Here is a 21,383-nt window from a genome sequence, read left to right on the forward strand (position 1 = left end):
AACCGTAAGGACAAGACAACATGACAACACGCTCTCACCATGACAACGTCGAAAAGCAGTTCGGCTCCCAGGCCAGCGCCTATCTGACCAGCGCTGTACACGCCTCTGGTCGCGATCTGCAGCGGCTGGCGGAACGGCTGGCTGATTTTCCTCAGGCGAAAGTGCTGGATATGGGCTGCGGGGCAGGGCACGCCAGCTTTACCGCGGCGGGACAGGTTGCCGAGGTGACCGCCTATGATTTATCGAGCCAGATGCTGGAGGTCGTTGCCGCCGCGGCAAAGGAGAAAGGTTTTAGCAATATCGTGACCCAGCAGGGGTACGCCGAAACGCTGCCGTTCGCTGATGCCAGCTTTGATGTGGTGATTAGCCGCTACTCCGCTCACCACTGGCATAACGTTGGCCAGGCGCTGCGTGAGGTGAAACGTGTTCTCAAGCCGGGCGGGGTGATTATCGTGATGGACGTGATGTCGCCTGGTCATCCGGTACGTGATGTCTGGCTGCAGACGGTGGAAGCCCTGCGCGACACCTCGCATGTGCGTAATTATTCCAGCGGCGAGTGGTTGACGCTGGCGACTGAAGCGGGGCTGGTGGTTAACCAGTTGTTGACCGATCGCCTGCCGCTGGAGTTCAGTTCATGGGTGGCGCGGATGCGTACTCCTGAGCCGCTGGTGGAGGCGATTCGCTTATATCAGCAGAGCGCTTCGGCGGAGGTCAAAGCGTACTTCGAGTTACAGGAGGACGGATCGTTTACCAGCGATACCATTCTGTTCGAAGCGCATAAAGCGGTTTAATTTAGGCAATAAAAAAGGCACCGGGGAAGTCGGTGCCTTTTTGTCGAACCAGAGGTATCAGGACTCTGGTCGATCGCTGTTTTTCACAAACAACGTTAGCTGATCGCCTGGGCGCAGGTTGTCGGTATCGCTGTTCCAGCGCATCACGTCGCGAATATTAACGCCGTGACGTTTGGCGATGCTCGACAGCGAATCGCCTTTACGAACGCGATAGGTGATGCTATCGCTGTTGTTCGCCAGACGCTGGGCGCTGCTGCCTGCGCCAATAACCAGATTCTGCCCAACCTTTAATCCAGAGCCGCGCAGGTTATTCCACTGCTGCAGATCGCGGGTCGTCACACCAAGACGGGAAGCTATCCCGGAAATGGTGTCGCCGGAACGCACCTTATAGCTACGGCTGGTCAGCGGCGTATTGTCCGCGAGCTGCGTCGGCTGCACGGCGGCAATGTCGCCAGAGGCCAGCGATTCACGCAGCTGTGCGGCGTGCTTCTGCGGCACCATGACGTACTTTGGCCCGCTCGCGCCCAGCGTTGACCCTTTTACGCCCGCATTGAACGTCTTCAGCTTGCTGACCGGCATACCGGCCATGTCCGCGAGCTGAGAAATATCAACCGGACTGTCGAGGCGAACGCGCGCCAGCGCACGGCTTTCATCAGCCGTAGGCAGCTTTACGCCGTAACGTTTGCTGTTTTTGAGAATGTCGCTCAATGCCAGCATTTTCGGGACGTAGATTTTCGTTTCATGCGGCAGAGACAGCGACCAGAAATCGGTGGGTTTGCCACGCGAACGGTTCGCTTTTACTGCCTTCATGACCCGGCCTTCGCCGCTGTTATAGGCTGCGACCGTTAACAACCAGTCGCCGTCGAACATTTTGTTCAGACGTTGCATCATGTCCAGCGCCGCGGTAGTAGACGCGACGACATCACGACGCGCATCGTAACTGCGGGTCTGTTTTAAACCATAATTGCGCCCTGTGCTCGGAATGATCTGCCAAATGCCTGCGGCATTGGCGCCAGACGTCGCGTGTGGGTCAAAAGCGCTCTCCACTATGGGTAGTAATACCAGTTCCATTGGCATGTTACGTTTCTTAACCTGCCCGGCTATCCAGTACATATACGGCTCTGCCCGTAAAGTTACATCGTGGAGATAGCTCTTATTTCTTAAGTACTTCTGTTTCTGTTCGCGAATCCGGGGATTATCCGGTATTCCCATCTTTAGCTCGTCGCCTATGGAAGTCCACAGATCCTGGTCTTGCGCGTAGAAGGTTCCATCATCTAACCAGCGCGCTTGACTTGTGAACTTGCCTGCTTCCCCTTGACCAGCCGCAGAAAGGCTCTGTGCTCGCTGTTCGACGGTGCCATCGTGCTTAGACGCCTGGCACCCCACCAGCAGGACAGAGGCGAGTAATATCGCTCGTGCCTTCATGTGTGTGTCAATAGTTGCTTAAAAGACGACCAAGGATAACGGCGAAGTTGGCCGATGACAAGAATTAAATATCAGAAGTCATCTTTCTTTGACCTTAACCATGCAAATCGCGCCACAGAGTGTTGCAAATTTGTTTCTTTGTTAATTTTGTCAATTAAATCAATATCATTTACGCGTAAAAATAAATTTATACGCCGCTCATTTTTCAGAGTTACGGGTAGTGTTTTTTGTTTTTTTGCACGTAACTCATTAACTTTATGATAGTAATCGTTTATGTCCCTATCATCTGGCAGGATACTCAATGCAAACTTCATATTCGCTAACGTATATTCATGTGCGCAACATATGAGGGTTTCTTCAGGAAGGGCGTTAATTTTCATAAATGATTGATACATCTGCTCTGCTGTACCTTCGAACAGCCTTCCGCAGCCGCCGGAAAACATCGTATCGCCACAGAACAGATAAGGTTCGCTGTAGTAACAGATATGTCCTAATGTGTGACCTGGCGTAGAGAAAATGGAAAAATCGTGCCCGAGAATTGACAGCCGATCGCCATCGCCTACCACCTGAGTGACGCCTTTATCCTGGGTTTCCGCCGGCCCGTAAACCACTATAGAAGGGAATTTTTCACGTAATTGTTTTACGCCGCCGACGTGATCCTGATGATGATGGGTCAATAAAATAGCCTCGAGCTGCCACTGGTTTTCCTCGATGGCCGCCAGAACCGGCGCGGCTTCGCCTGGATCTACGATGATGCAGCGGCCGTTATTCTCACTGAGAACCCAGATGTAGTTGTCCTGAAACGCGGGAATACTGATAAGATTCATAAATTACCTCTAAAGCGTAGCGGAAGGTGGCAATGAAGCCGGCAAGGATACCTCACACAGTGACAGCGCCTGAGCATTGGTCCAGTATGCCGTGGGGCGAATACTATCGCGAAACGCTGGAGCAGCAGATGAAACCGTGGCTGGCTAAATTATATGGCTTTCATCTGCTTAAGATTGGCAATCTGAGCGCGGAAATCAATACCGAAGCTTGCGCCATCTCGCACCAGGTGAATGTCTCGCTGGCGGGAAATCCAATGCAGGTCCGGGCTGACCCGCTGCATTTACCCTTTGCCGAAAAGTCCGTTGACGCCTGCCTGCTGGCGCACACCCTGCCGTGGTGTAGCGATCCGCATCGTCTGCTGCGGGAAGCCGATCGTGTACTGATCGATGATGGCTGGATGATCCTGACCGGGTTTAATCCGGTCAGCCTGATGGGGTTGCGTAAGCTGGTGCCGGTCCTGCGCAAAGGAACGCCTTATAATAGCCGTATGTTTACGCTGATGCGCCAGCTGGACTGGCTGGCGCTGCTCAACTTTGAAGTGCTGCACTATGGACGTTACCAGGTTTTGCCCTGGTCGCGCCATGGCGGCAAATTGTTGAGCACCCATCTGCCGGCGCTGGGCTGTTTGCAATTGATTGTCGCCCGCAAACGGACCATTCCGCTGACGCTCAATCCGATGAAATCCGGCAAAGCGAAAACTCAGCTGCGGCCGGCGGTGGGCGCCACCCGGCAGTGGCGCAAAGGGCAGAATTAACTCTCAGGCAGGTAGCCGACATCGTCCAGTGTGGGGTGGGAGGCCGCCGCGCGCGCCAGCTCGTCGCAGCGTTCATTTTCAGGATGGCCGGCATGGCCCTTTACCCATTCCCATTTAATTTTATGCTGGCCAAGCGCGGCGTCCAGCCGCTGCCAGAGGTCGACATTTTTCACCGGCTTTTTCTCTGCCGTTTTCCAGCCGCGCTTTTTCCAGTTGTGGATCCACTGGGTGATCCCCTGACGAACATACTGGCTGTCAGTGCTGAGCACTACTTCGCAATGCTCTTTTAACGCTTCCAGGGCAACAATTGCCGCCATCAGTTCCATGCGGTTATTGGTGGTCAGACGGTAGCCAGCGCTGAAGGTTTTTTCGTGCTGGCGGTAGCGCATGATGGCGCCGTAGCCGCCAGGTCCTGGATTACCCAGGCAAGAGCCGTCGGTGAAAATTTCTACCTGTTTGAGCATCTCTGGTAGACTTCCTGTAATTGAAATCGATTTGTAAACGATAAGTCTGACATAAATGACCGCTATGAGCACTGCAATTACGCGCCAGATTGTTCTCGATACCGAAACCACCGGTATGAACCAGATCGGGGCACACTACGAAGGACACAAGATCATTGAGATCGGCGCCGTGGAGGTGATCAACCGCCGCCTGACCGGTAACAATTTTCACGTCTATCTGAAGCCCGATCGGCTGGTGGATCCTGAAGCATTCGGCGTACACGGGATCGCCGATGAGTTCCTGCTGGATAAACCTACCTTTGCCGACGTGGCTGATGAGTTTATGGATTACATCCGCGGCGCGGAGCTGGTGATCCATAACGCCTCGTTCGATATCGGCTTTATGGATTATGAATTCAGTAAGCTAAACCGCGGCATCGGAAAAACCGAGACCTTTTGTAAAATCACCGACAGTTTGGCGCTGGCGCGGAAAATGTTTCCAGGCAAGCGCAACAGCCTCGATGCGCTATGTTCGCGTTACGAAATAGACAACAGCAAGCGTACGCTGCACGGGGCGTTGCTCGATGCCCAGATCCTTGCCGATGTCTATTTGATGATGACCGGCGGCCAGACTTCGATGGCGTTCTCTATGGAAGGCGAAAGCCAGCAGCAGGCGGGAGAGATGGGAATTCAGCGCGTCGTCCGCGCCGGCAGTCAGTTACGCGTGGTTTATGCCTCAGATGAAGAACTGGCGAACCATGAATCCCGCCTCGACCTGGTACAAAAGAAAGGCGGAAGCTGCCTGTGGCGTGCCTGATAGCCACTAAAATGAATTAAAAATAGGCGGTTGGGTGATTTTTGCAGCAAACGATTCAAAATGGTAGAAAAAGCGTTGACGGGGTAGAGGGGAATCCGTAATATTCGCCTCGTTCCCAACGGAACAACAACGCGGAGCGGTAGTTCAGTCGGTTAGAATACCTGCCTGTCACGCAGGGGGTCGCGGGTTCGAGTCCCGTCCGTTCCGCCACTATTCAGAAAGCCTGAGTCAGCAATGATTCAGGCTTTCGTCGTTTTCGTCGCCGAATTTCAGCGCGCCTCTTGTTCCTCCTGCATGCACTGCATAAATACCCGCATCGCCGGACTGATAGCCTTCCCGGCATGGTGGGCGCAGAGCGCATGGATCGTCAATGGCGTCTCGCTGAATGGCAGCTCAACCAGCGTCCCGCGCTTGAGCTCGTCCTCCACCGCAAAGCGTGGCAGAAAACTCACTCCCAGATTTCCCGCCACGCACTGCTTGATACTCTCAATACTCCACAGCTCAATGGTGTTCTCCAGAGTAATTTCGCGCTGGCGCAGGGTGCTTTCAAAAATCTGCCGGAACACGCACTGGGGTTCGTTGATGATAAAGCTCAGCGGGATATGCTGCCGCGGGCGCATGAAGTCTACCGGCGCCTGCTCGACCGATGCGACCAGCGTCAGCGACTGCTGGCCAAGCTCCATTATCGTGAGCGCGTCATCGTTACCCACCCGGTAAAACACCCCCAAATCGACCTCGTCGGCAAGCAACGCATCGCGGATGCTGTAGCAGTTGAGCGACTGCAGCGACAGGCGCACTTTCGGAGCGCGTTGCTTAAAACGCTGCAGCACCCGCGGCATTTTATACGCCAGCAGCGTTTCGCCAGTGGCGACGCGAAGTTCGCCGCCGGGCTCATCGTCCTGGCGTGCCGCCTGACGTATCGAGGCCATCACTTTAGTCAGGTCGTAGACATGCGGCAGGACCTTCTTACCGGCGGCGGTGAGACACATCCGCCGGCCGATTTTCTCAAACAGCGGGATGGCAAGCTCCTGCTCCAGCTGCTGGATATGAAAAGTCACGGTGGACTGAGTGCAGCATAGTTTCTGCGCCGCGCGCAGAAAGGAGCCTTCTTCGACAACAGTTTTGAAGGTGATGAAGCGTCGCAGATCCATATTTCCTCTTTGTATCGATATTATCGAAGCGAGAATGAAAAAATATTCATTTTTTTAAATTATCAGCTTCGGGTAGTGTCTGCCAGACAAGAGGAGAAAACCCGTGACACCTACCCTGATTAGCGCCTTTTTAACTTACACTTTGATCACCGCCCTGACACCCGGGCCCAACAATATCCTGGCGCTGAGCAGCGTCACCTCCCATGGTCTACGCCGCAGCCTGCGGGTGCTGGCCGGGATGAGCGTCGGGTTTATTATCACTATGTTGATTTGCGCGGCTTTAACCTTTTCGCTGGTTGAACTCGACTCACGCTTTACCCTGGTATTGGGATGGATTGGCGCGGCGTACATCCTGTGGCTGGCCTGGCAGATTGCCAAAAGCAAACCGGCGACAGGGACGCCGAGTGCAGAACCGGTAGGCTTTTGGGCAAGTCTGGGGCTACAGTTCGTCAACGTTAAAATTATTCTGTATGGCATCACCGCGCTTTCTACCTTTGTTCTGCCCGTTACTCGCGAGCCTGTTTGGCTTATCAGCGTGAGTCTGCTGCTGGCGGCGATTGGCGCGCTGGGAAATCTGTGCTGGGCGCTGGCGGGGCATCTGTTTCAACGCCTGTTTTTGCTGTACGGGCGGCAACTGAACTGGATGCTGGCTGCGTTATTGGTCTACTGTGCTGTGCGGATCGTGGTGGAATAAAAAGGGAGCGCAGCGGCTCCCGAAGGGTGATTAGCCGATCGTGAAAGGATCGGCATCGCGCCAGGCGGGGAATTTTTCACGATATTCCTGAAGGGCGCTCAGCGACAGCTCGGCATCAAGACGAGTGGCCTGATGCGGATCGGCGGTGGCGATAATCTCCCCCTGGGGATTGATAATCCGACTATCGCCGCGGTAATGATGGCCGTTGCCGTCAGTGCCAACCCGGTTACAGCCGGCGACATAGGCCTGGTTTTCAATCGCGCGGGCGATCAGCAGCGACTGCCAGTGCAGCGAGCGCGGCGCCGGCCAGTTGGCGACATACAGCGCCAAATCATAGTCGTTCTGATTACGCGACCATACCGGAAAGCGCAGGTCGTAACAGACCAGCGGCAGGATCCGCCATCCACGCCATTCAAAGACCACGCGCTGGTTTCCGGCCTCATAGTGATGATGTTCATCGGCCATACGGAACAGGTGCCGTTTATCATAATGGTGCACCGTACCGTCAGGCTCGACCAGCAGGAAGCGGTTAACAGCGCCGTGTTCAGTTTGCAGCGCAGCGCTGCCGGCAATCAGCGCCTGGGATTGCGCGGCCCGGGCATGCATCCACTCCACCACGTCGGCCTCGGGTAAAGACTGTTTTGCCGCTTCCATGGCAAAGCCGGTGGTAAACATCTCTGGTAAAACAATCACATCGCGCCCGGTGATTCCTTCCAGTTGGCGATCAAAATGGCGCAGGTTGGCAGGGCCGTCCATCCAGATCAGCGGTTGTTGCAACAGCGAAATTTTCAGGCCAGGCACAATGGTCAACTCCATTCTCATGAGGGGGTTAGGTTAACTGTAACACCATATCAGCCGCGCGGCGGTCCGCGGAATATTTTGTTAAAAAAATGCTACTGATGGAAACGAAAGGGGAGGAGAGGGCGAAAAAAAGGCGGGGAAAGTTCCCCGCCCGGCGTGTGATGTGGTAGTGGTTTTATTATGCAGCTTCAACTTTACGAACTTTTTCCGGCAGCTTTACCGGCTTTGTCGCCAGCTCCTCTGGCGCAAAGTCGTCGACGTTAATGCTGCGCAGACGGCTATGCTCTGCACGGGTAAGAATGGCGGCCTCATCCTGACTGATTAATCCTTTGGCCAGCGCGTTGTGGGCCAGCTCATCCAGACGGGTGAACGGCAGATTTTTACCCAACTCTTTGCAGATCCGCTGGTGGATAGGATCGGCCGCCATCACTTCCAGCAGGGCCTCTTCCAGCAGGCCTACCGGGTTATGCTCGCTCGGCGTCAGATACTGACCGCGACCGATGCGGGAGCGCGTGGCGCTGGGCACCTGCAGAATTTTGGCGACCTGGTGGTCCAGCCTATCCGACTGCGCATGATGATGACGGCCGGTCGGGAAGATGACCAGGCGCATTACGCCTGCCACCAGACGGTTCGGGAAATTGTCCAACAGATCGTCAATGGCTTGCTCGGCCTGGTGCAGCGCGTCCTGTACCCCCCAGTGAACCAGCGGCAGATCGGCTTCATTGCGTCCTTCATCGTCATAGCGTTTCAGCACCGCCGAGGCCAGGTACAGCTGGCTTAACACATCCCCCAGACGGGCGGAGATACGTTCGCGTCGCTTGAGGCTGCCGCCGAGCACCGCCATTGAGACGTCTGACAGCAGTGCCAGGTTGGCGCTCAGACGATTCATTTGCTGATAGTAGCGACGGGTGGCGTCACGGGTCGGCGCGCTGCTGGTGCGCCCGCCGGTCAGGCCCAGCCAGAAACTCCGCACTTTATTACTGCCGACATGGCCGATGTGTTTGAACAGCAGCTTGTCATAGGCGTTCAGGTCATTATTCTGCGCGGCGGCCATCTCCTCCAGTACGTACGGATGGCAGCGAATCGCCCCCTGACCGAAGATCATCATGCTGCGGGTCAAAATGTTTGCGCCTTCCACGGTGATGGCGATAGGCGCGCCCTGATAGGCCCGGGCGAGGAAGTTGCCTTCGCCCAGCATAATGCCTTTCCCGCCGGTAATATCCATCGCGTCGATAATGGAGCGCTGGCCGCGGTGGGTGCAGTGATATTTCACGATAGCGGACAGCACTGCAGGTTTCTCGCCGAGCATGATGCCGTAGGTGATCAGCGACGCCGCAGCGTCCATCACATAGGCGTTACCGGCGATACGCGCCAGCGCCTCTTCAATCCCTTCCATTTTGCCGATGGAGATTTTGAACTGGCGGCGAATATGGGCGTAAGCGCCAGTCGCCATGGCAACGGATTTCAGACCACCGGTGGCGTTGGACGGCAGAGTAATACCGCGGCCGACCGATAGACATTCAACCAGCATGCGCCAGCCCTGACCGGCCATGCTTGGGCCGCCGATGATGTAATCGATAGGCACGAAGATATCTTTGCCGCGGGTTGGACCGTTCTGGAACGGCACGTTCAGCGGGAAGTGGCGACGGCCGATTTCCACGCCCGGGGTGGAGGTGGGGATCAGCGCGCAGGTGATACCCAGCTCTTCTTCTCCGCCCAGCAAACGATCCGGGTCAGAGAGTTTGAAAGCCAGCCCCAGCACGGTGGCGATAGGCGCCAGCGTGATATAACGTTTGTTCCAGGTCAGGCGCATCCCCAGCACCTGTTGACCCTGCCAGTCGCCCATGCACACCACGCCGGTATCCGGGATGGCGCCGGCGTCAGAGCCCGCTTCCGGGCTGGTGAGAGCGAAGCAAGGGATTTCCAGGCCGCGTGCCAGACGCGGCAGATAATGATTCCTCTGTTCTTCGGTACCGTAATGCTGCAGCAGTTCGCCCGGGCCCAGCGAGTTCGGGACGCCGACGGTGATCGCCAGGATGCCGGAGACGCCAGAGAGTTTCTGCAGTACTCGTGCCTGAGCGTAAGCGGAAAACTCAAGTCCGCCATACTCTTTCTTAATGATCATCGCGAAGAAGCGGTGCTCTTTCAGATAGGCCCACAGCTCCGGCGGCAGATCGGCCATTTCGTGGGTGATGGCGAAGTCGTTAGCCATCCGGCAGGCTTCTTCAACTGGGCCGTCGAGGAAAGCTTGCTCTTCGGCGGTCAGCCGCGGCTGCGGATAGTTATGTAACTTTTGCCAGTCAGGATTGCCGCGAAACAGATCGCCTTCCCACCAGGTGGTGCCGGCGTCGATGGCTTCTTTTTCCGTGCGCGACATCGGCGGCATCACCTTGCGGAATGTGCGAAACGCCGGTGCGGAAATCATGGATTTACGCATAGGCGCAAAGTTAAACGGCAACAGTATGATCGCCAGCGGCAGCAGCAGCCAGATATTCCACACTCCGGCCGCGCCGAGCGCCGCGGTCCAGGCGAGCAAAATCACGCTGCTGAGCAGCAGGCTGACCCGGTGATAGAAGAGCGCGCCGAGTAAAACGACGGTTGCAACAATACTCAAAATCATCATAGAGAAATGCTCCCTGAGCTTGTAGGAGGTCTGACCACTTGTGATGTATTGGTTGTAGTGCATGCGTTTTTATTTAGCAATGTGTTTACAAAATAATTACAACCTTGCTCACATTGTTGTATGCAAAAGCGGCACATAAAATCAAAAGAGCGAGGGATAACGCTGCCTGCTGCTTCTCGCTTCGACGGCTATCCGGTACACTGCCGGGGTTATTCCACTCATACTGAAGGATTATCCTCATGTACCAGGATCTTATTCGTAACGAACTGAACGAAGCCGCGGAAACGCTGGCTAACTTTCTGCAGGACGAAGCCAATATCCATGCTATCCAGCGTGCCGCTGTCCTGCTGGCGGATAGCTTTAAGGCGGGTGGGAAAGTGCTGTCCTGCGGTAACGGCGGTTCCCATTGCGATGCGATGCATTTTGCGGAAGAGCTGACCGGACGTTATCGCGAAAACCGCCCGGGTTACCCGGCCATCGCGATCTCCGACGTCAGCCACCTCTCCTGCGTGAGCAATGATTTTGGCTATGAGTATGTGTTCTCCCGCTACGTTGAATCCGTTGGCCGCGCAGGCGATGTGCTGCTCGGTATCTCCACGTCTGGCAACTCCGGCAACGTGATTAAGGCCATTGAGGCCGCGCGGGCGCAGGGGATGAAAGTGATCACCCTGACCGGTAAAGACGGCGGTAAAATGGCCGGTAGCGCTGATGTTGAAATTCGCGTGCCGCACTTTGGCTACGCCGACCGCATCCAGGAGATCCATATCAAAGTGATCCACATTCTGATTATGCTGATCGAAAAAGAGATGGCGAAAGGCTAACAGGCAGGTGAGTGTGTACTGTTGACGGTGGCCTCGCTCCGGCGCCGTCGTGATTTGTGAGGGTGAGGTGATCTATGTGCGAACTGCTCGGGATGAGCGCCAATGTGCCAACCGATATCTGTTTTAGCTTTACCGGGCTGGTGCAGCGCGGCGGCGGGACGGGGCCGCATAAAGACGGCTGGGGCATCACCTTCTATGAAGGTAAAGGCTGTCGCACATTCAAGGATCCCCAGCCGAGCTTTCAGTCGCCGATCGCGAAACTGGTTCAGGATTACCCCATTAAGTCCTGTTCCGTCGTCGCCCATATTCGTCAGGCCAACCGCGGGAGGGTGGCCCTGGAGAACACCCATCCCTTCACCCGCGAACTGTGGGGGCGCAACTGGACCTATGCGCACAATGGGCAGCTAAAAGGCTATAAGTCTCTGAAAACCGGTAATTTTCATCCGGTAGGTGAAACCGACAGTGAAAAAGCGTTTTGCTGGCTGCTGCACCGTTTAACCGAGCGCTATCCGCGCACGCCGGGCAATATGCTGGGCGTTTTCAAGTATATCGCCACCCTCGCGGGTGAACTACGTGAGAAAGGGGTGTTCAACATGCTGCTGTCGGACGGGCGCTACGTAATGGCGTTCTGCTCGACCAATCTGCACTGGATCACCCGGCGAGCGCCGTTCGGCGTGGCAAAACTGCTGGACCAGGATGTGGAGATCGACTTTCAACGCGAGACCACACCCAACGATGTGGTCACGGTTATCGCCACGCAGCCGCTGACGGCCAATGAAACCTGGCATAAGATCATGCCAGGCGAGTGGGCGTTATTTTGTCTCGGGGAGCGTGTAGTTTGAGGCCAGCTGCGGCTGGACAACCTCGTGGCTGAGCGGCTTGCTCACCACATAGCGGCCGTCGGTCACTGATACGACCGGCGGTTTGTGGGTCTGCTGGAAATAGTCATAGCCAGGCTTGAGCTGTTTCCAGAAATCCGCGTAGTAGGAGTATTTGTGGCGTTCCATGTTGGCGTTGGTCATGCGGAACGGATAGATACTCACCTGCACGCTTGGCTGGCCGAAGACTAAGGCGCCGGTCACGAACTGGAAGATCTCATCGATACCGCTGTCGGTCATGGCGTAGCAGCCGACTGAGACGCAGTCGCCGTGGATCATCAGGTATTTCCCTTCATAACCATGGGCGCGATCGTAGGCGTTCGGGAAGCCGATGTTAATCGCTTTATAGAAGCGGCTGTCGGGTTTGAGCTGGCTGCGGGTGACGTTATAGAACCCTTCCGGACTCTTGAAATCGCCCTGGCGCTGTTTCGGACCGAGGCCACCGGAGTAGTTGCAGATCCGGTAGCTGTCGAGGAGCTGGTAGGTCTCACCCATTTTGACGTAAAGGTCGAGCATGCGCTCTTCTTTAAAGATCTCAATGTAAACCGGTGAACCCATTAATTGCTGCTTATATTCTTTGCTTACCGGCGTTGTCGGGCTGTTGCTGCTGAGCAGCCCGGCAAATGACACGCACGGCAACAGAAGCATCGCAATAAATAATGCGATTTTGCGCATACTGCTTGTTCCTTGATAAAACAAAATAGCCACATTGCCAGGACGGCAAGAGAGACCCGAAATCAGAGTTTTCTGGATTTAGAGCGCTCACATTAGCATCACGGCATTTTTTCGCAAGGGCGACGTGGCGGCGTTTACAAATCAGCCTCACTTTATACCCTGCCAGCGACGAAAACACAGTGAGAACTTTGCGCAATAGCTCGCATTTTATAAGCACTTATCGCCCCTTGCGCTACAGCCGCCGCTCACGAAATGTTACACTTGCGCCGGTTCATCATCAGAGTAAGAAAGGATGCTTCTCTTCCGTCCTGAGCGCTACTGGCGCCGTTTCGCCCTTTCTTCTCTGCCATTCTGTCAATAAGCTGGCCCTGACCTGCGTCGGGGTTGAGGTTACGGATACCTGCTAACGATATGATTAAAATCACGAAAGGGCTGGATTTGCCCATAGCTGGCATGCCATTACAGCAGATTTCTCCCGCGCCAGCGGTGAAGCGCGTCGCGCTACTCGGCGAAGAGTACGTTGGCATGCGCCCCGCGATGGCGGTTAAAGAAGGCGATCGGGTCAAAAAAGGTCAGATCCTGTTCGAAGATAAAAAGATCCCTGGCGTCTGCTTTACCGCCCCGGCGAGCGGGATCGTCAGCGCGATCCACCGCGGCGAACGGCGCGTGTTGCAGTCGGTGGTGATTGATATCGAGGGCAATGACGCGGTGGCGTTTACCCGTTACGCCGCGGACGCGCTGGCCGAACTGCCGCGCGACACCGTACAGCAGCAGCTGCTGGCGTCGGGCCAATGGACGGCGCTGCGTACCCGGCCGTTCAGCAAAACGCCGCTCCCGGGGAGCACGCCCGCCGCTATCTTTGTTAACGCCATGGACACCAATCCGCTGGCGGCGGAGCCGCAGCCGATTATTCTGGCCGAACGTGCCGCCTTCGACGCCGGTCTTACCGTGCTCACGCGCTTGACCGACGGGAAAGTGCACGTCTGCCAGCCCAGCGGCGGCAAGCTGGGCGGTCATCCTCTCGGCCAGGTTTGTTTCAATCAGTTCAGTGGGCCGCACCCGGCGGGGCTGCCGGGAACGCATATTCACTTTCTGGAGCCGGTGAGCCTGAATAAGCAGGTCTGGCACCTCAATTATCAGGACGCGATCGCCATTGGTAAGCTTTTCCTCGACGGGGAGCTCTACTGCGAACGGATAATTGCGCTCGGCGGCCCGCAGGTAACATCTCCGCGGCTGGTCAAAACGACGCTCGGCGCCAGCCTGGAGGATCTGCTGGCAGGTGAGTTGCAGGAGGGGGAAAACAGGGTCATTTCCGGCTCGGTGCTTAGCGGCGCCCGCGCCCATGGCCCTCACGCTTTCCTGGGGCGCTTCCATCTGCAGGTGAGCGTGGTCAAAGAAGGGCGGGAAAAAGAGCTCTTCGGCTGGGTGATGCCGGGCAAAGAGAAATTCTCGATTACCCGCACCACGCTGGGCCATTTCTTCAAGCGCAAGCGCTTTCATTTTTCCACCGATACCAACGGCGGCGAGCGGGCGATGGTGCCGATCGGCAACTACGAGCGGGTGATGCCTCTGGATATCCTGCCGACCATACTGCTGCGCGATCTGCTGGCCGGAGACACCGACAGCGCTCAGGCGCTGGGCTGTCTGGAGCTGGATGAAGAAGATCTGGCGCTGTGCACCTATGTTTGCCCTGGAAAGTATGAATATGGCCCGGCGCTGCGCAGCGTGTTAACCCGGATTGAGCAGGAAGGATAAGAGATGGGCTTAAAGCACCTGATTGAGAAACTTGAGCCGCATTTCACGCATGGCGGCAAGCTGGAAAAATATTACCCGCTGTATGAGGCGGCGGCGACCATCTTCTACACGCCGGGCCAGGTAACCCGCGGCGCGGCGCACGTACGCGACGCCATCGACCTGAAGCGGATGATGATCCTCGTGTGGTTTGCCGTATTCCCGGCGATGTTCTGGGGCATGTACAACGTTGGGCTGCAGACCATTCCGGCGCTGCACAAGCTATACGGCGCCGAACAGCTGCAGCAGGCGATCGCCAACAACTGGCACTACAGCGTCGCCCAGTGGTTAGGGGTGAGCTTCAGTGCCGACGCCGGCTGGCTGAGCATGATGACCCTGGGCGCGGTATTTTTCCTGCCGATCTATATCACCGTTTTTATCGTCGGTGGCTTCTGGGAAGTGCTGTTCGCGATTGTGCGCAAGCATGAGATTAACGAAGGTTTTTTCGTTACCTCTATTCTCTTCGCGCTGATTGTGCCGCCCACGCTGCCGCTGTGGCAGGCGGCGCTGGGGATCTCCTTCGGCGTGGTGATCGCCAAAGAGATTTTCGGCGGCACCGGGCGCAACTTCCTCAACCCGGCGCTGGCGGGGCGCGCGTTCCTGTTCTTCGCCTATCCGGCGCAGATTTCCGGCGATCTCGTATGGACCGCGGCGGACGGTTTCTCCGGCGCCACGCCGCTCTCCCAGTGGGCCAGCGGCGGCGGTGAAGCGCTGGTGAACGTGGCGACTGGCGTGCCGGTGAGCTGGATGGACGCCTTCCTCGGCAATATTCCCGGCTCAATTGGCGAAGTGTCAACGCTGATGATCTTCATCGGCGGGGCGATCATCCTCTTTGGCCGCGTCGCGTCCTGGCGCATCGTCGCCGGGGTAATGATCGGCATGATCGCCACCGCCACCCTGTTTAACGTTATCGGCTCCGACACCAACCCGATGTTCGCTATGCCATGGTACTGGCATCTGGTGCTCGGCGGTTTCGCCTTCGGGATGATGTTTATGGCGACGGACCCGGTATCCGCCTCGTTTACCGATAAAGGGAAATGGAGTTACGGCGTGCTGATCGGCGTGATGTGCGTGCTGATCCGCGTGGTGAACCCGGCTTATCCGGAAGGGATGATGCTGGCGATCCTCTTCGCCAACCTCTTCGCACCGCTGTTCGATTATCTGGTGGTGCAGGCCAATATTAAGCGGAGGAAGTCGCGTGGCTGAGAAGAAAAGTAACGATAGCATCGGCAAAACGCTGCTGGTGGTGCTGGTGCTTTGTCTGGTCTGCTCCATCGTGGTGGCGGGCTCGGCCGTGGGGCTGAAATCCCGCCAGCAGGCGCAGCGGGCGTTGGATAAGCAGCGCAATATCCTGGCAGTGTCAGGGCTGATGCACCCCGGTATGGATGCGGATGCGGTAGCGGACACCTTCGCGGCGCGCATTACCCCGCGACTGGTGAATCTGGCCACCGGCGAACTGCTGGAGAAAGACCCGGGTAAATTTAATCAGGCTCAGGCGCTGAAGGATCCGCAGCAGAGTATGGCCCTGGATGCCAGTCAGGATCCGGCTGGTATAAAGCGACGCAGTAATCTGGCGGAAATTTACCTGGTGCGCGACGCGCAGCAGAAGATTGAGCAGGTGGTGCTGCCCATTTATGGCAACGGCCTGTGGTCGATGATGTATGCCTTTGTGGCGCTGGACGTCGATGGCCGCACGGTAAAAGGCATTACTTACTACGATCAGGGCGAAACGCCGGGGCTGGGCGGCGAGGTGGAAAACCCCAACTGGCGCCAGCAGTTTGTCGGCAAGCAGGTGCTGGATGACAACGGCATGCCGGCGCTGAAGGTGGTGAAAGGCGGCGCGCGCGCAGGCGATCTCCACGCGGTTGACGGTTTATCCGGCGCCACGCTGACGTCCAATGGCGTACAGCATAGCTTTGATTTCTGGATGGGCGAACTGGGCTTTGGTCCGTTCCTGAAAAAGGTTCGTGAGGGAGAGCTGAATAATGGCTGAACAGAGCGATATGAAAGAGGTGAAGCGCGTGCTGGTGGGGCCGCTCATCGCCAATAACCCCATCGCCCTGCAGGTGCTGGGCGTCTGCTCCGCACTGGCGGTAACCACCAAACTGGAAACCGCCTTCGTGATGACCATTGCGGTGACCCTGGTGACGGCGTTCTCCAGCATGTTTATCTCGATGATCCGCCACCATATTCCCAATAGCGTGCGCATCATCGTGCAGATGGCGATCATCGCCTCGCTGGTGATCGTGGTGGATCAGCTGCTGCGGGCTTTCGCCTATGAGACCTCCAAACAGCTGTCGGTATTCGTCGGGCTTATCATCACCAACTGCATCGTGATGGGCCGCGCCGAAGCCTACGCCATGAAGTCGCCGCCGCTGGCGAGCTTTATGGATGGTATTGGCAACGGTCTCGGCTATGGCGCGATCCTGATTATCGTCGGCTTCCTGCGCGAGCTTATCGGTAGCGGCAAGCTGTTCGGTATCACGGTGCTGGAGACGGTGCAGAACGGCGGCTGGTATCAGCCGAACGGCCTGTTCCTGCTGGCGCCGAGCGCGTTCTTCATTATCGGTTTGCTGATCTGGGCCCTGCGTAGCTGGAAGCCTGAGCAGCAGGAAAAGGAGTAATCGGTGATGGCTCATTACATCAGCCTGTTTGTCCGCGCGGTGTTCGTTGAGAACATGGCGCTGGCCTTCTTCCTCGGGATGTGCACCTTTCTTGCGGTGTCGAAAAAGGTCTCCACCGCCTTCGGCCTCGGCGTCGCGGTGACGGTAGTGCTGGGGCTTGCCGTGCCAATCAATAACCTGGTCTATAACCTGGTGCTGCGCGACGGCGCGCTGGTTGAGGGGGTGGATCTCAGCTTTCTTAACTTCATCACCTTTATCGGAGTGATCGCCGCGCTGGTGCAGATCCTCGAGATGATCCTCGATAAGTATTTTCCGGCACTGTACAACGCGCTGGGCATCTTCCTGCCGCTGATTGCGGTTAACTGTGCGATTTTCGGCGGCGTGTCGTTCATGGTGCAGCGCGATTACAACTTCCCGGAGTCCATCGTCTACGGCTTCGGCTCCGGCATTGGCTGGATGCTGGCGATCGTGGCGATGGCGGGGATCCGCGAAAAAATGAAGTACGCCAACGTGCCCGCCGGTTTGCGCGGGTTAGGGATCACCTTTATCACCACCGGACTAATGGCGCTGGGCTTTATGTCCTTCTCCGGCGTGCAGCTATAAGGGCGAATAAGTATGGAAATTATTCTTGGCGTCGTGATGTTCACGCTGATTGTGCTGGTGCTGTCGGGGCTTATCCTGGCAGCGCGCTCAAAGCTGGTGAACGCGGGCGACGTGGTTATTGAGATCAATAACGAAGCGGATAAACAGATCCGCACCCCGGCGGGTGACAAACTGCTGAACACGCTGTCCAGCAACGGGATCTTCGTCTCCTCCGCCTGCGGCGGCGGCGGCTCCTGCGGCCAGTGTCGGGTAACTGTTAAAGAGGGCGGCGGGGATATCCTGCCGACCGAGCTTTCGCATATTACCAAGCGGGATGCCAAAGCCGGTTGCCGTCTGGCCTGTCAGGTGGCGGTGAAGCAGAACATGAAGATTGAACTGCCGGAAGAGATTTTCGGCGTCAAAAAATGGGAGTGTGAAGTTATCTCTAACGATAACAAAGCCACTTTCATTAAAGAGCTCAAGCTGCGGATCCCGGAGGGGGAGGTGGTGCCGTTTCGCGCCGGGGGCTATATTCAGATTGAATGCCCGCCGCATAAAGTGGCCTATGCAGATTTTGATGTTCCCGATGAATACCGTTCAGACTGGGATAAGTTCAACCTGTTTCGCTATGTCTCTGAGGTGAAAGAGCCGACCCTGCGCGCCTACTCAATGGCTAACTATCCGGAAGAGAAGGGCATCATTATGCTCAACGTGCGCATCGCGACGCCGCCGCCGAAGGTCCCGGATGCGCCGCCGGGGATCATGTCATCCTATATCTGGTCGCTGAAGCCGGGCGATAAGGTGACGATTTCCGGGCCGTTTGGCGAGTTCTTTGCTAAAGAAACCGACGCCGAGATGGTGTTTATCGGCGGCGGCGCCGGGATGGCGCCGATGCGTTCGCATATTTTCGACCAGCTCAAGCGCCTGCACAGCACGCGCAAAATCAGCTTCTGGTACGGCGCCCGTTCGCTGCGCGAAATGTTCTACGATGAGGAGTTTGAACAACTGGCGCGCGACAATCCAAACTTTACCTTCCACGTCGCGCTCTCCGATCCGCTGCCGGAAGATAACTGGACCGGGCATACCGGCTTTATCCATAACGTTCTATACGAGAACTATCTACGCGATCACCCGGCGCCGGAAGACTGCGAGTTCTACATGTGTGGGCCGCCGGTAATGAACGCCGCGGTAATTAAGATGCTCAAAGATCTGGGCGTCGAGGACGAGAATATTCTCCTCGACGACTTTGGAGGCTGACGATGCTGACGGTATTTATCGCGACCTTTGTGATTTTTGCGCTGGTGATCCTCGGCATGTCGCTGGGCTACCTGGTGAAGCGCAAGAGCATCCAGGGCAGCTGCGGTGGGATCTCCGCGCTGGGGCTGGAGAAAGTCTGCGATTGTCCGGAACCGTGCGACGCGCGTAAAAAGCGCCTCGCCCGCGAGGCGCAGCGTCAGCAGCGGCGTATTTTGTAATGCCCGGCGGCGCTGCGCTTGCCGGGTCAGCTGCTTCGGTTTTGTAGGCCGGGTAAGGCGCCAGCCGCCACCCGGCAACAACATGCCAGCAATGTGAGGCCGCTTTCGCGGCCTTTTTAGCCGTTGACTCCCTTACTGCCAGCTTTTCGCCTGCGCCGGAGAATCCACCATCACCCCGTCGGCGCCCAGTTCTATCGCCGTGCGGTAGTCTTCCGCACTGTTGATGCCGAAGAAGATAATGTGCGCTTTATCCTGCGAGCGGAAGCAATCCATTGCCTCTTTATCCCAGGTGAGCGTCGCCGGGGAGATCCCTTCGCCAAGGGTGAATTTCTCCACCACCTCGACTTTGCGCTTCAGCTCCAGTCCATACCACTGCTCACCATCGCGTTGACTCGCTGGCTGGCACTGATGGCTGAGCGAAATATTGGCAAGCCTGGTGCGGGTTTCACTGCGAGTGACAAAGCGAGGGATGGCTGGCGGCAGGGCGGCGATATAGCGGTCTTCGGTGGAATAGACCCGCACGCGATCGAGGCTATCGGTGGTTTTTAACACTTCAAGCAGGCGCTGGCCCATCACGGTCGGATCGGCATCCGGAGATTTGATATCAATATAGAAAAATGTGTGCGGCCATTGCTGTAAAACGCTTTGCAAGGTCGGAATGGTGGCCTGCTTACCGCGCCACGGGTGGCTGTCATCCCCCCATTTCCAGCCGGCGTCGACTTTCGCCAGCTCGGCGGCGGTCAAACTGGAAACTTTGCCCTCGCTATTGGTCAATGCGGAAAGATCGCTTGACCGGTAGAGCACCGGTACGCCGTCGCGGCTTAACTGCACCGTGACCCAGATGGCTTCGGCGTTATTCTCCAGCGCCAGCTTAATGGCCGGCAGGGTATTTTCCGGCGCATCGCCGGTGCCGCCGCGGTGGGCTATCAGCTGTGGAGCGGCCCAGGCGCCAGCGGTGGCCAGCAGGCAAAGTGCGGTAAGTATTTTCTTCATGATTACATCTTCCTGGTTTATCTTTTAACCCAATGAAAATAAACATAATTTATTGCAGTTTTATGTTTTAACCGCTTTTTTAGCCGATGAAATAAAAAAAGCATAAAATTCGCATCTGATTTTGCTATGCTGTATGGGTATACAGTGTTGAGTCTGACGATGCGTAAAATTATCCATGTCGATATGGACTGTTTCTTTGCGGCGGTGGAGATGCGCGACAACCCAGCGTTGCGCGATATTCCCCTCGCGATAGGCGGCAGTCGGGTACAACGTGGCGTGATTAGTACCGCGAACTATCCTGCGCGTAAGTTTGGCGTGCGCAGCGCCATGCCGACGGCGACGGCGCTCAAGCTGTGCCCGCATCTCACGCTGCTTCCCGGCCGCTTCGATGCCTACAAAGAAGCCTCGAACCATATCCGCGAAATTTTCTCCCGCTATACCTCGCGCATTGAGCCGCTGTCGCTGGATGAAGCCTATCTTGACGTCAGCGACAGCGAGCATTGTCACGGGTCAGCCACCCTGATAGCCCAGGTGATCCGCCAGACCATCGAACGGGAGCTGCGCCTCACCGCCTCGGCGGGGGTGGCGCCGGTGAAGTTTCTCGCTAAAATCGCTTCAGATATGAATAAACCCAACGGCCAGTTCGTTATCGCCCCCCATCAGGTGGCAGAGTTTGTGCGGGCGCTGCCGCTGGCGAAAATACCCGGCGTCGGGAAGGTATCGGCAGCGAAGCTGGAAAATATGGGCCTGCGAACCTGTGGCGATGTGCAGAACAGCGATCTGGCCATGCTGCTTAAGCGCTTCGGTAAATTCGGGCGTATTCTGTGGGAGCGCAGCCACGGGATTGATGAGCGGGAAATTCATAACGATCGGCAGCGTAAATCGGTGGGCGTGGAGCGCACCTTAGCGGAAGATATCCATGAATGGCCTGAGTGCGAAGCGATTATCGAAAACCTCTATCCCGAGCTGGAGAGGCGACTGGCGAAGGTCAAACCTGACCTGCTGATCGCCCGTCAGGGCATTAAACTGAAATTCAATGATTTCCAGCTGACCACCCAGGAGCACGTCTGGCCGCGGCTGAACAAAGAGGATCTGATCGCCACCGCGCACAAAGCCTGGGATGAGCGCCGCGGCGGACGGGGCGTGCGCCTGGTTGGGCTCCACGTGACGTTGCTCGATCCGCAGCTGGAAAGGCAGCTTTTATTAGGGATTTAGCC

The 21,383-nt window shown here is 56.7% G+C and carries 22 protein-coding genes and 1 tRNA gene; 15 read left to right on the forward strand and 8 right to left on the reverse strand.

Annotated elements, in window-relative coordinates:
* Positions 1-20: 20 nt before the first annotated feature.
* Entirely contained in the window at positions 21-791 is a 771-nt protein-coding gene (locus DR88_RS21445; protein WP_032443792.1) for a class I SAM-dependent methyltransferase, read from the forward strand.
* A gap of 57 nt (positions 792-848) precedes the next feature.
* On the opposite strand, the gene mltD is transcribed toward DR88_RS21445, so the two are convergent.
* Entirely contained in the window at positions 849-2,216 is a 1,368-nt protein-coding gene (mltD, locus tag DR88_RS0125135) for a murein transglycosylase D (protein WP_002889632.1), read from the reverse strand.
* A 71-nt stretch (positions 2,217-2,287) separates the two neighbouring features.
* The gene (gloB, locus tag DR88_RS21440) at positions 2,288-3,043 is read right to left on the reverse strand and encodes a hydroxyacylglutathione hydrolase (RefSeq protein WP_025861716.1); all 756 of its coding nucleotides are present in this window, start codon (positions 3,041-3,043) and stop codon (positions 2,288-2,290) included.
* A gap of 32 nt (positions 3,044-3,075) precedes the next feature.
* Here gloB and DR88_RS21435 point away from each other — a divergent pair, with 32 nt between their 5' ends.
* Complete coding sequence (locus DR88_RS21435) at positions 3,076-3,798, forward strand: class I SAM-dependent methyltransferase (protein WP_002889685.1); 723 nt, start codon at positions 3,076-3,078, stop codon at positions 3,796-3,798.
* Here DR88_RS21435 and rnhA read toward each other — a convergent pair.
* On the reverse strand, positions 3,795-4,262 hold the full coding sequence (gene rnhA / locus DR88_RS21430) for a ribonuclease HI (RefSeq protein ID WP_002889686.1): 468 nt from the start codon (positions 4,260-4,262) through the stop codon (positions 3,795-3,797). The genes DR88_RS21435 and rnhA overlap by 4 nt on opposite strands.
* 64 nt (positions 4,263-4,326) lie before the next feature.
* Here rnhA and dnaQ point away from each other — a divergent pair, with 64 nt between their 5' ends.
* Together dnaQ and DR88_RS21420 are read left to right on the forward strand one after the other, a co-directional pair.
* Positions 4,327-5,058 carry a DNA polymerase III subunit epsilon gene (gene dnaQ / locus DR88_RS21425; RefSeq protein ID WP_004152034.1) on the forward strand — a complete coding sequence of 244 codons (732 nt, stop codon included), beginning with the start codon at positions 4,327-4,329 and terminating at the stop codon, positions 5,056-5,058.
* 133 nt (positions 5,059-5,191) lie between these two features.
* Positions 5,192-5,268 (forward strand) — tRNA-Asp (locus tag DR88_RS21420).
* 59 nt (positions 5,269-5,327) lie between these two features.
* Here DR88_RS21420 and DR88_RS21415 read toward each other — a convergent pair.
* Positions 5,328-6,209 (reverse strand): LysR family transcriptional regulator, encoded by an 882-nt coding sequence (locus tag DR88_RS21415; RefSeq protein ID WP_004145830.1) that lies wholly within the window; start codon positions 6,207-6,209, stop codon positions 5,328-5,330.
* Positions 6,210-6,312: 103 nt separating this feature from the next.
* Here DR88_RS21415 and eamB point away from each other — a divergent pair, with 103 nt between their 5' ends.
* Entirely contained in the window at positions 6,313-6,903 is a 591-nt protein-coding gene (eamB, locus tag DR88_RS21410; protein WP_004177339.1) for a cysteine/O-acetylserine transporter, read from the forward strand.
* Positions 6,904-6,933: 30 nt separating this feature from the next.
* On the opposite strand, the gene DR88_RS21405 is transcribed toward eamB, so the two are convergent.
* Together DR88_RS21405 and fadE are read right to left on the reverse strand one after the other, a co-directional pair.
* Entirely contained in the window at positions 6,934-7,704 is a 771-nt protein-coding gene (locus DR88_RS21405) for an amidohydrolase (protein WP_025861714.1), read from the reverse strand.
* A 178-nt stretch (positions 7,705-7,882) separates the two neighbouring features.
* On the reverse strand, positions 7,883-10,327 hold the full coding sequence (gene fadE / locus DR88_RS21400) for an acyl-CoA dehydrogenase FadE (protein WP_025861712.1): 2,445 nt from the start codon (positions 10,325-10,327) through the stop codon (positions 7,883-7,885).
* A gap of 239 nt (positions 10,328-10,566) precedes the next feature.
* Between fadE and lpcA the strand changes: the two genes are divergently transcribed.
* Positions 10,567-11,148 carry a D-sedoheptulose 7-phosphate isomerase gene (lpcA, locus tag DR88_RS21395; protein ID WP_004145825.1) on the forward strand — a complete coding sequence of 194 codons (582 nt, stop codon included), beginning with the start codon at positions 10,567-10,569 and terminating at the stop codon, positions 11,146-11,148.
* A gap of 74 nt (positions 11,149-11,222) precedes the next feature.
* Positions 11,223-11,990, forward strand: a complete 768-nt coding sequence (locus DR88_RS21390; RefSeq protein WP_002889696.1) for a class II glutamine amidotransferase — start codon at positions 11,223-11,225, stop codon at positions 11,988-11,990.
* On the opposite strand, the gene dpaA is transcribed toward DR88_RS21390, so the two are convergent.
* On the reverse strand, positions 11,961-12,701 hold the full coding sequence (gene dpaA / locus DR88_RS21385; RefSeq protein WP_002889699.1) for a peptidoglycan meso-diaminopimelic acid protein amidase: 741 nt from the start codon (positions 12,699-12,701) through the stop codon (positions 11,961-11,963). The two genes, DR88_RS21390 and dpaA, sit on opposite strands and share 30 nt — an antisense overlap.
* Before the next feature lie 411 nt (positions 12,702-13,112).
* Here dpaA and DR88_RS21380 point away from each other — a divergent pair, with 411 nt between their 5' ends.
* The 7 genes from DR88_RS21380 to nqrM are packed head-to-tail and all read left to right on the forward strand — an operon-like array spanning position 13,113 to position 19,173.
* Positions 13,113-14,456, forward strand: a complete 1,344-nt coding sequence (locus DR88_RS21380; protein ID WP_002889702.1) for a Na(+)-translocating NADH-quinone reductase subunit A — start codon at positions 13,113-13,115, stop codon at positions 14,454-14,456.
* Between the two features lie 3 nt (positions 14,457-14,459).
* Complete coding sequence (locus DR88_RS21375; RefSeq protein ID WP_004147186.1) at positions 14,460-15,698, forward strand: NADH:ubiquinone reductase (Na(+)-transporting) subunit B; 1,239 nt, start codon at positions 14,460-14,462, stop codon at positions 15,696-15,698.
* Positions 15,691-16,485: a Na(+)-translocating NADH-quinone reductase subunit C gene (locus DR88_RS21370; RefSeq protein ID WP_004177336.1), complete on the forward strand. Its 795-nt coding sequence runs from the start codon at positions 15,691-15,693 to the stop codon at positions 16,483-16,485. Before DR88_RS21375 ends, DR88_RS21370 begins: the two co-directional genes overlap by 8 nt.
* On the forward strand, positions 16,478-17,116 hold the full coding sequence (locus DR88_RS21365) for an NADH:ubiquinone reductase (Na(+)-transporting) subunit D (RefSeq protein WP_002889716.1): 639 nt from the start codon (positions 16,478-16,480) through the stop codon (positions 17,114-17,116). Before DR88_RS21370 ends, DR88_RS21365 begins: the two co-directional genes overlap by 8 nt.
* A gap of 6 nt (positions 17,117-17,122) precedes the next feature.
* Entirely contained in the window at positions 17,123-17,719 is a 597-nt protein-coding gene (gene nqrE / locus DR88_RS21360; protein WP_004177335.1) for an NADH:ubiquinone reductase (Na(+)-transporting) subunit E, read from the forward strand.
* Between the two features lie 12 nt (positions 17,720-17,731).
* Positions 17,732-18,955: an NADH:ubiquinone reductase (Na(+)-transporting) subunit F gene (nqrF, locus tag DR88_RS21355; RefSeq protein ID WP_002889720.1), complete on the forward strand. Its 1,224-nt coding sequence runs from the start codon at positions 17,732-17,734 to the stop codon at positions 18,953-18,955.
* A gap of 2 nt (positions 18,956-18,957) precedes the next feature.
* Positions 18,958-19,173 (forward strand): (Na+)-NQR maturation NqrM, encoded by a 216-nt coding sequence (gene nqrM, locus DR88_RS21350; protein ID WP_002889722.1) that lies wholly within the window; start codon positions 18,958-18,960, stop codon positions 19,171-19,173.
* A 132-nt stretch (positions 19,174-19,305) separates the two neighbouring features.
* Here the strand turns inward: nqrM and DR88_RS21345 are convergent, their stop codons facing one another.
* Complete coding sequence (locus tag DR88_RS21345; RefSeq protein ID WP_002889724.1) at positions 19,306-20,166, reverse strand: glycerophosphodiester phosphodiesterase family protein; 861 nt, start codon at positions 20,164-20,166, stop codon at positions 19,306-19,308.
* Positions 20,167-20,325: 159 nt separating this feature from the next.
* Here DR88_RS21345 and dinB point away from each other — a divergent pair, with 159 nt between their 5' ends.
* Positions 20,326-21,381 carry a DNA polymerase IV gene (dinB, locus tag DR88_RS21340; protein WP_025861710.1) on the forward strand — a complete coding sequence of 352 codons (1,056 nt, stop codon included), beginning with the start codon at positions 20,326-20,328 and terminating at the stop codon, positions 21,379-21,381.
* The last annotated feature ends 2 nt before the right edge of the window (positions 21,382-21,383 follow it).

The sequence above is a fragment of the Klebsiella pneumoniae genome (genome assembly GCF_000742135.1).
GTDB lineage: Bacteria > Pseudomonadota > Gammaproteobacteria > Enterobacterales > Enterobacteriaceae > Klebsiella > Klebsiella pneumoniae.

Bases quoted from the DNA above. Each gene is read 5' to 3' on its own strand.
- DR88_RS21445 (WP_032443792.1), top strand. From the start codon at position 21: ATGACAACACGCTCTCACCATGACAACGTCGAAAAGCAGTTCGGCTCC.
- mltD (WP_002889632.1), bottom strand. From the start codon at position 2,216: ATGAAGGCACGAGCGATATTACTCGCCTCTGTCCTGCTGGTGGGGTGC.
- gloB (WP_025861716.1), bottom strand. From the start codon at position 3,043: ATGAATCTTATCAGTATTCCCGCGTTTCAGGACAACTACATCTGGGTT.
- DR88_RS21435 (WP_002889685.1), top strand. From the start codon at position 3,076: ATGAAGCCGGCAAGGATACCTCACACAGTGACAGCGCCTGAGCATTGG.
- rnhA (WP_002889686.1), bottom strand. From the start codon at position 4,262: ATGCTCAAACAGGTAGAAATTTTCACCGACGGCTCTTGCCTGGGTAAT.
- dnaQ (WP_004152034.1), top strand. From the start codon at position 4,327: ATGAGCACTGCAATTACGCGCCAGATTGTTCTCGATACCGAAACCACC.
- DR88_RS21415 (WP_004145830.1), bottom strand. From the start codon at position 6,209: ATGGATCTGCGACGCTTCATCACCTTCAAAACTGTTGTCGAAGAAGGC.
- fadE (WP_025861712.1), bottom strand. From the start codon at position 10,327: ATGATGATTTTGAGTATTGTTGCAACCGTCGTTTTACTCGGCGCGCTC.
- lpcA (WP_004145825.1), top strand. From the start codon at position 10,567: ATGTACCAGGATCTTATTCGTAACGAACTGAACGAAGCCGCGGAAACG.
- DR88_RS21390 (WP_002889696.1), top strand. From the start codon at position 11,223: ATGTGCGAACTGCTCGGGATGAGCGCCAATGTGCCAACCGATATCTGT.
- dpaA (WP_002889699.1), bottom strand. From the start codon at position 12,701: ATGCGCAAAATCGCATTATTTATTGCGATGCTTCTGTTGCCGTGCGTG.
- DR88_RS21380 (WP_002889702.1), top strand. From the start codon at position 13,113: ATGATTAAAATCACGAAAGGGCTGGATTTGCCCATAGCTGGCATGCCA.
- DR88_RS21375 (WP_004147186.1), top strand. From the start codon at position 14,460: ATGGGCTTAAAGCACCTGATTGAGAAACTTGAGCCGCATTTCACGCAT.
- DR88_RS21365 (WP_002889716.1), top strand. From the start codon at position 16,478: ATGGCTGAACAGAGCGATATGAAAGAGGTGAAGCGCGTGCTGGTGGGG.
- nqrE (WP_004177335.1), top strand. From the start codon at position 17,123: ATGGCTCATTACATCAGCCTGTTTGTCCGCGCGGTGTTCGTTGAGAAC.
- nqrF (WP_002889720.1), top strand. From the start codon at position 17,732: ATGGAAATTATTCTTGGCGTCGTGATGTTCACGCTGATTGTGCTGGTG.
- nqrM (WP_002889722.1), top strand. From the start codon at position 18,958: ATGCTGACGGTATTTATCGCGACCTTTGTGATTTTTGCGCTGGTGATC.
- DR88_RS21345 (WP_002889724.1), bottom strand. From the start codon at position 20,166: ATGAAGAAAATACTTACCGCACTTTGCCTGCTGGCCACCGCTGGCGCC.
- dinB (WP_025861710.1), top strand. From the start codon at position 20,326: ATGCGTAAAATTATCCATGTCGATATGGACTGTTTCTTTGCGGCGGTG.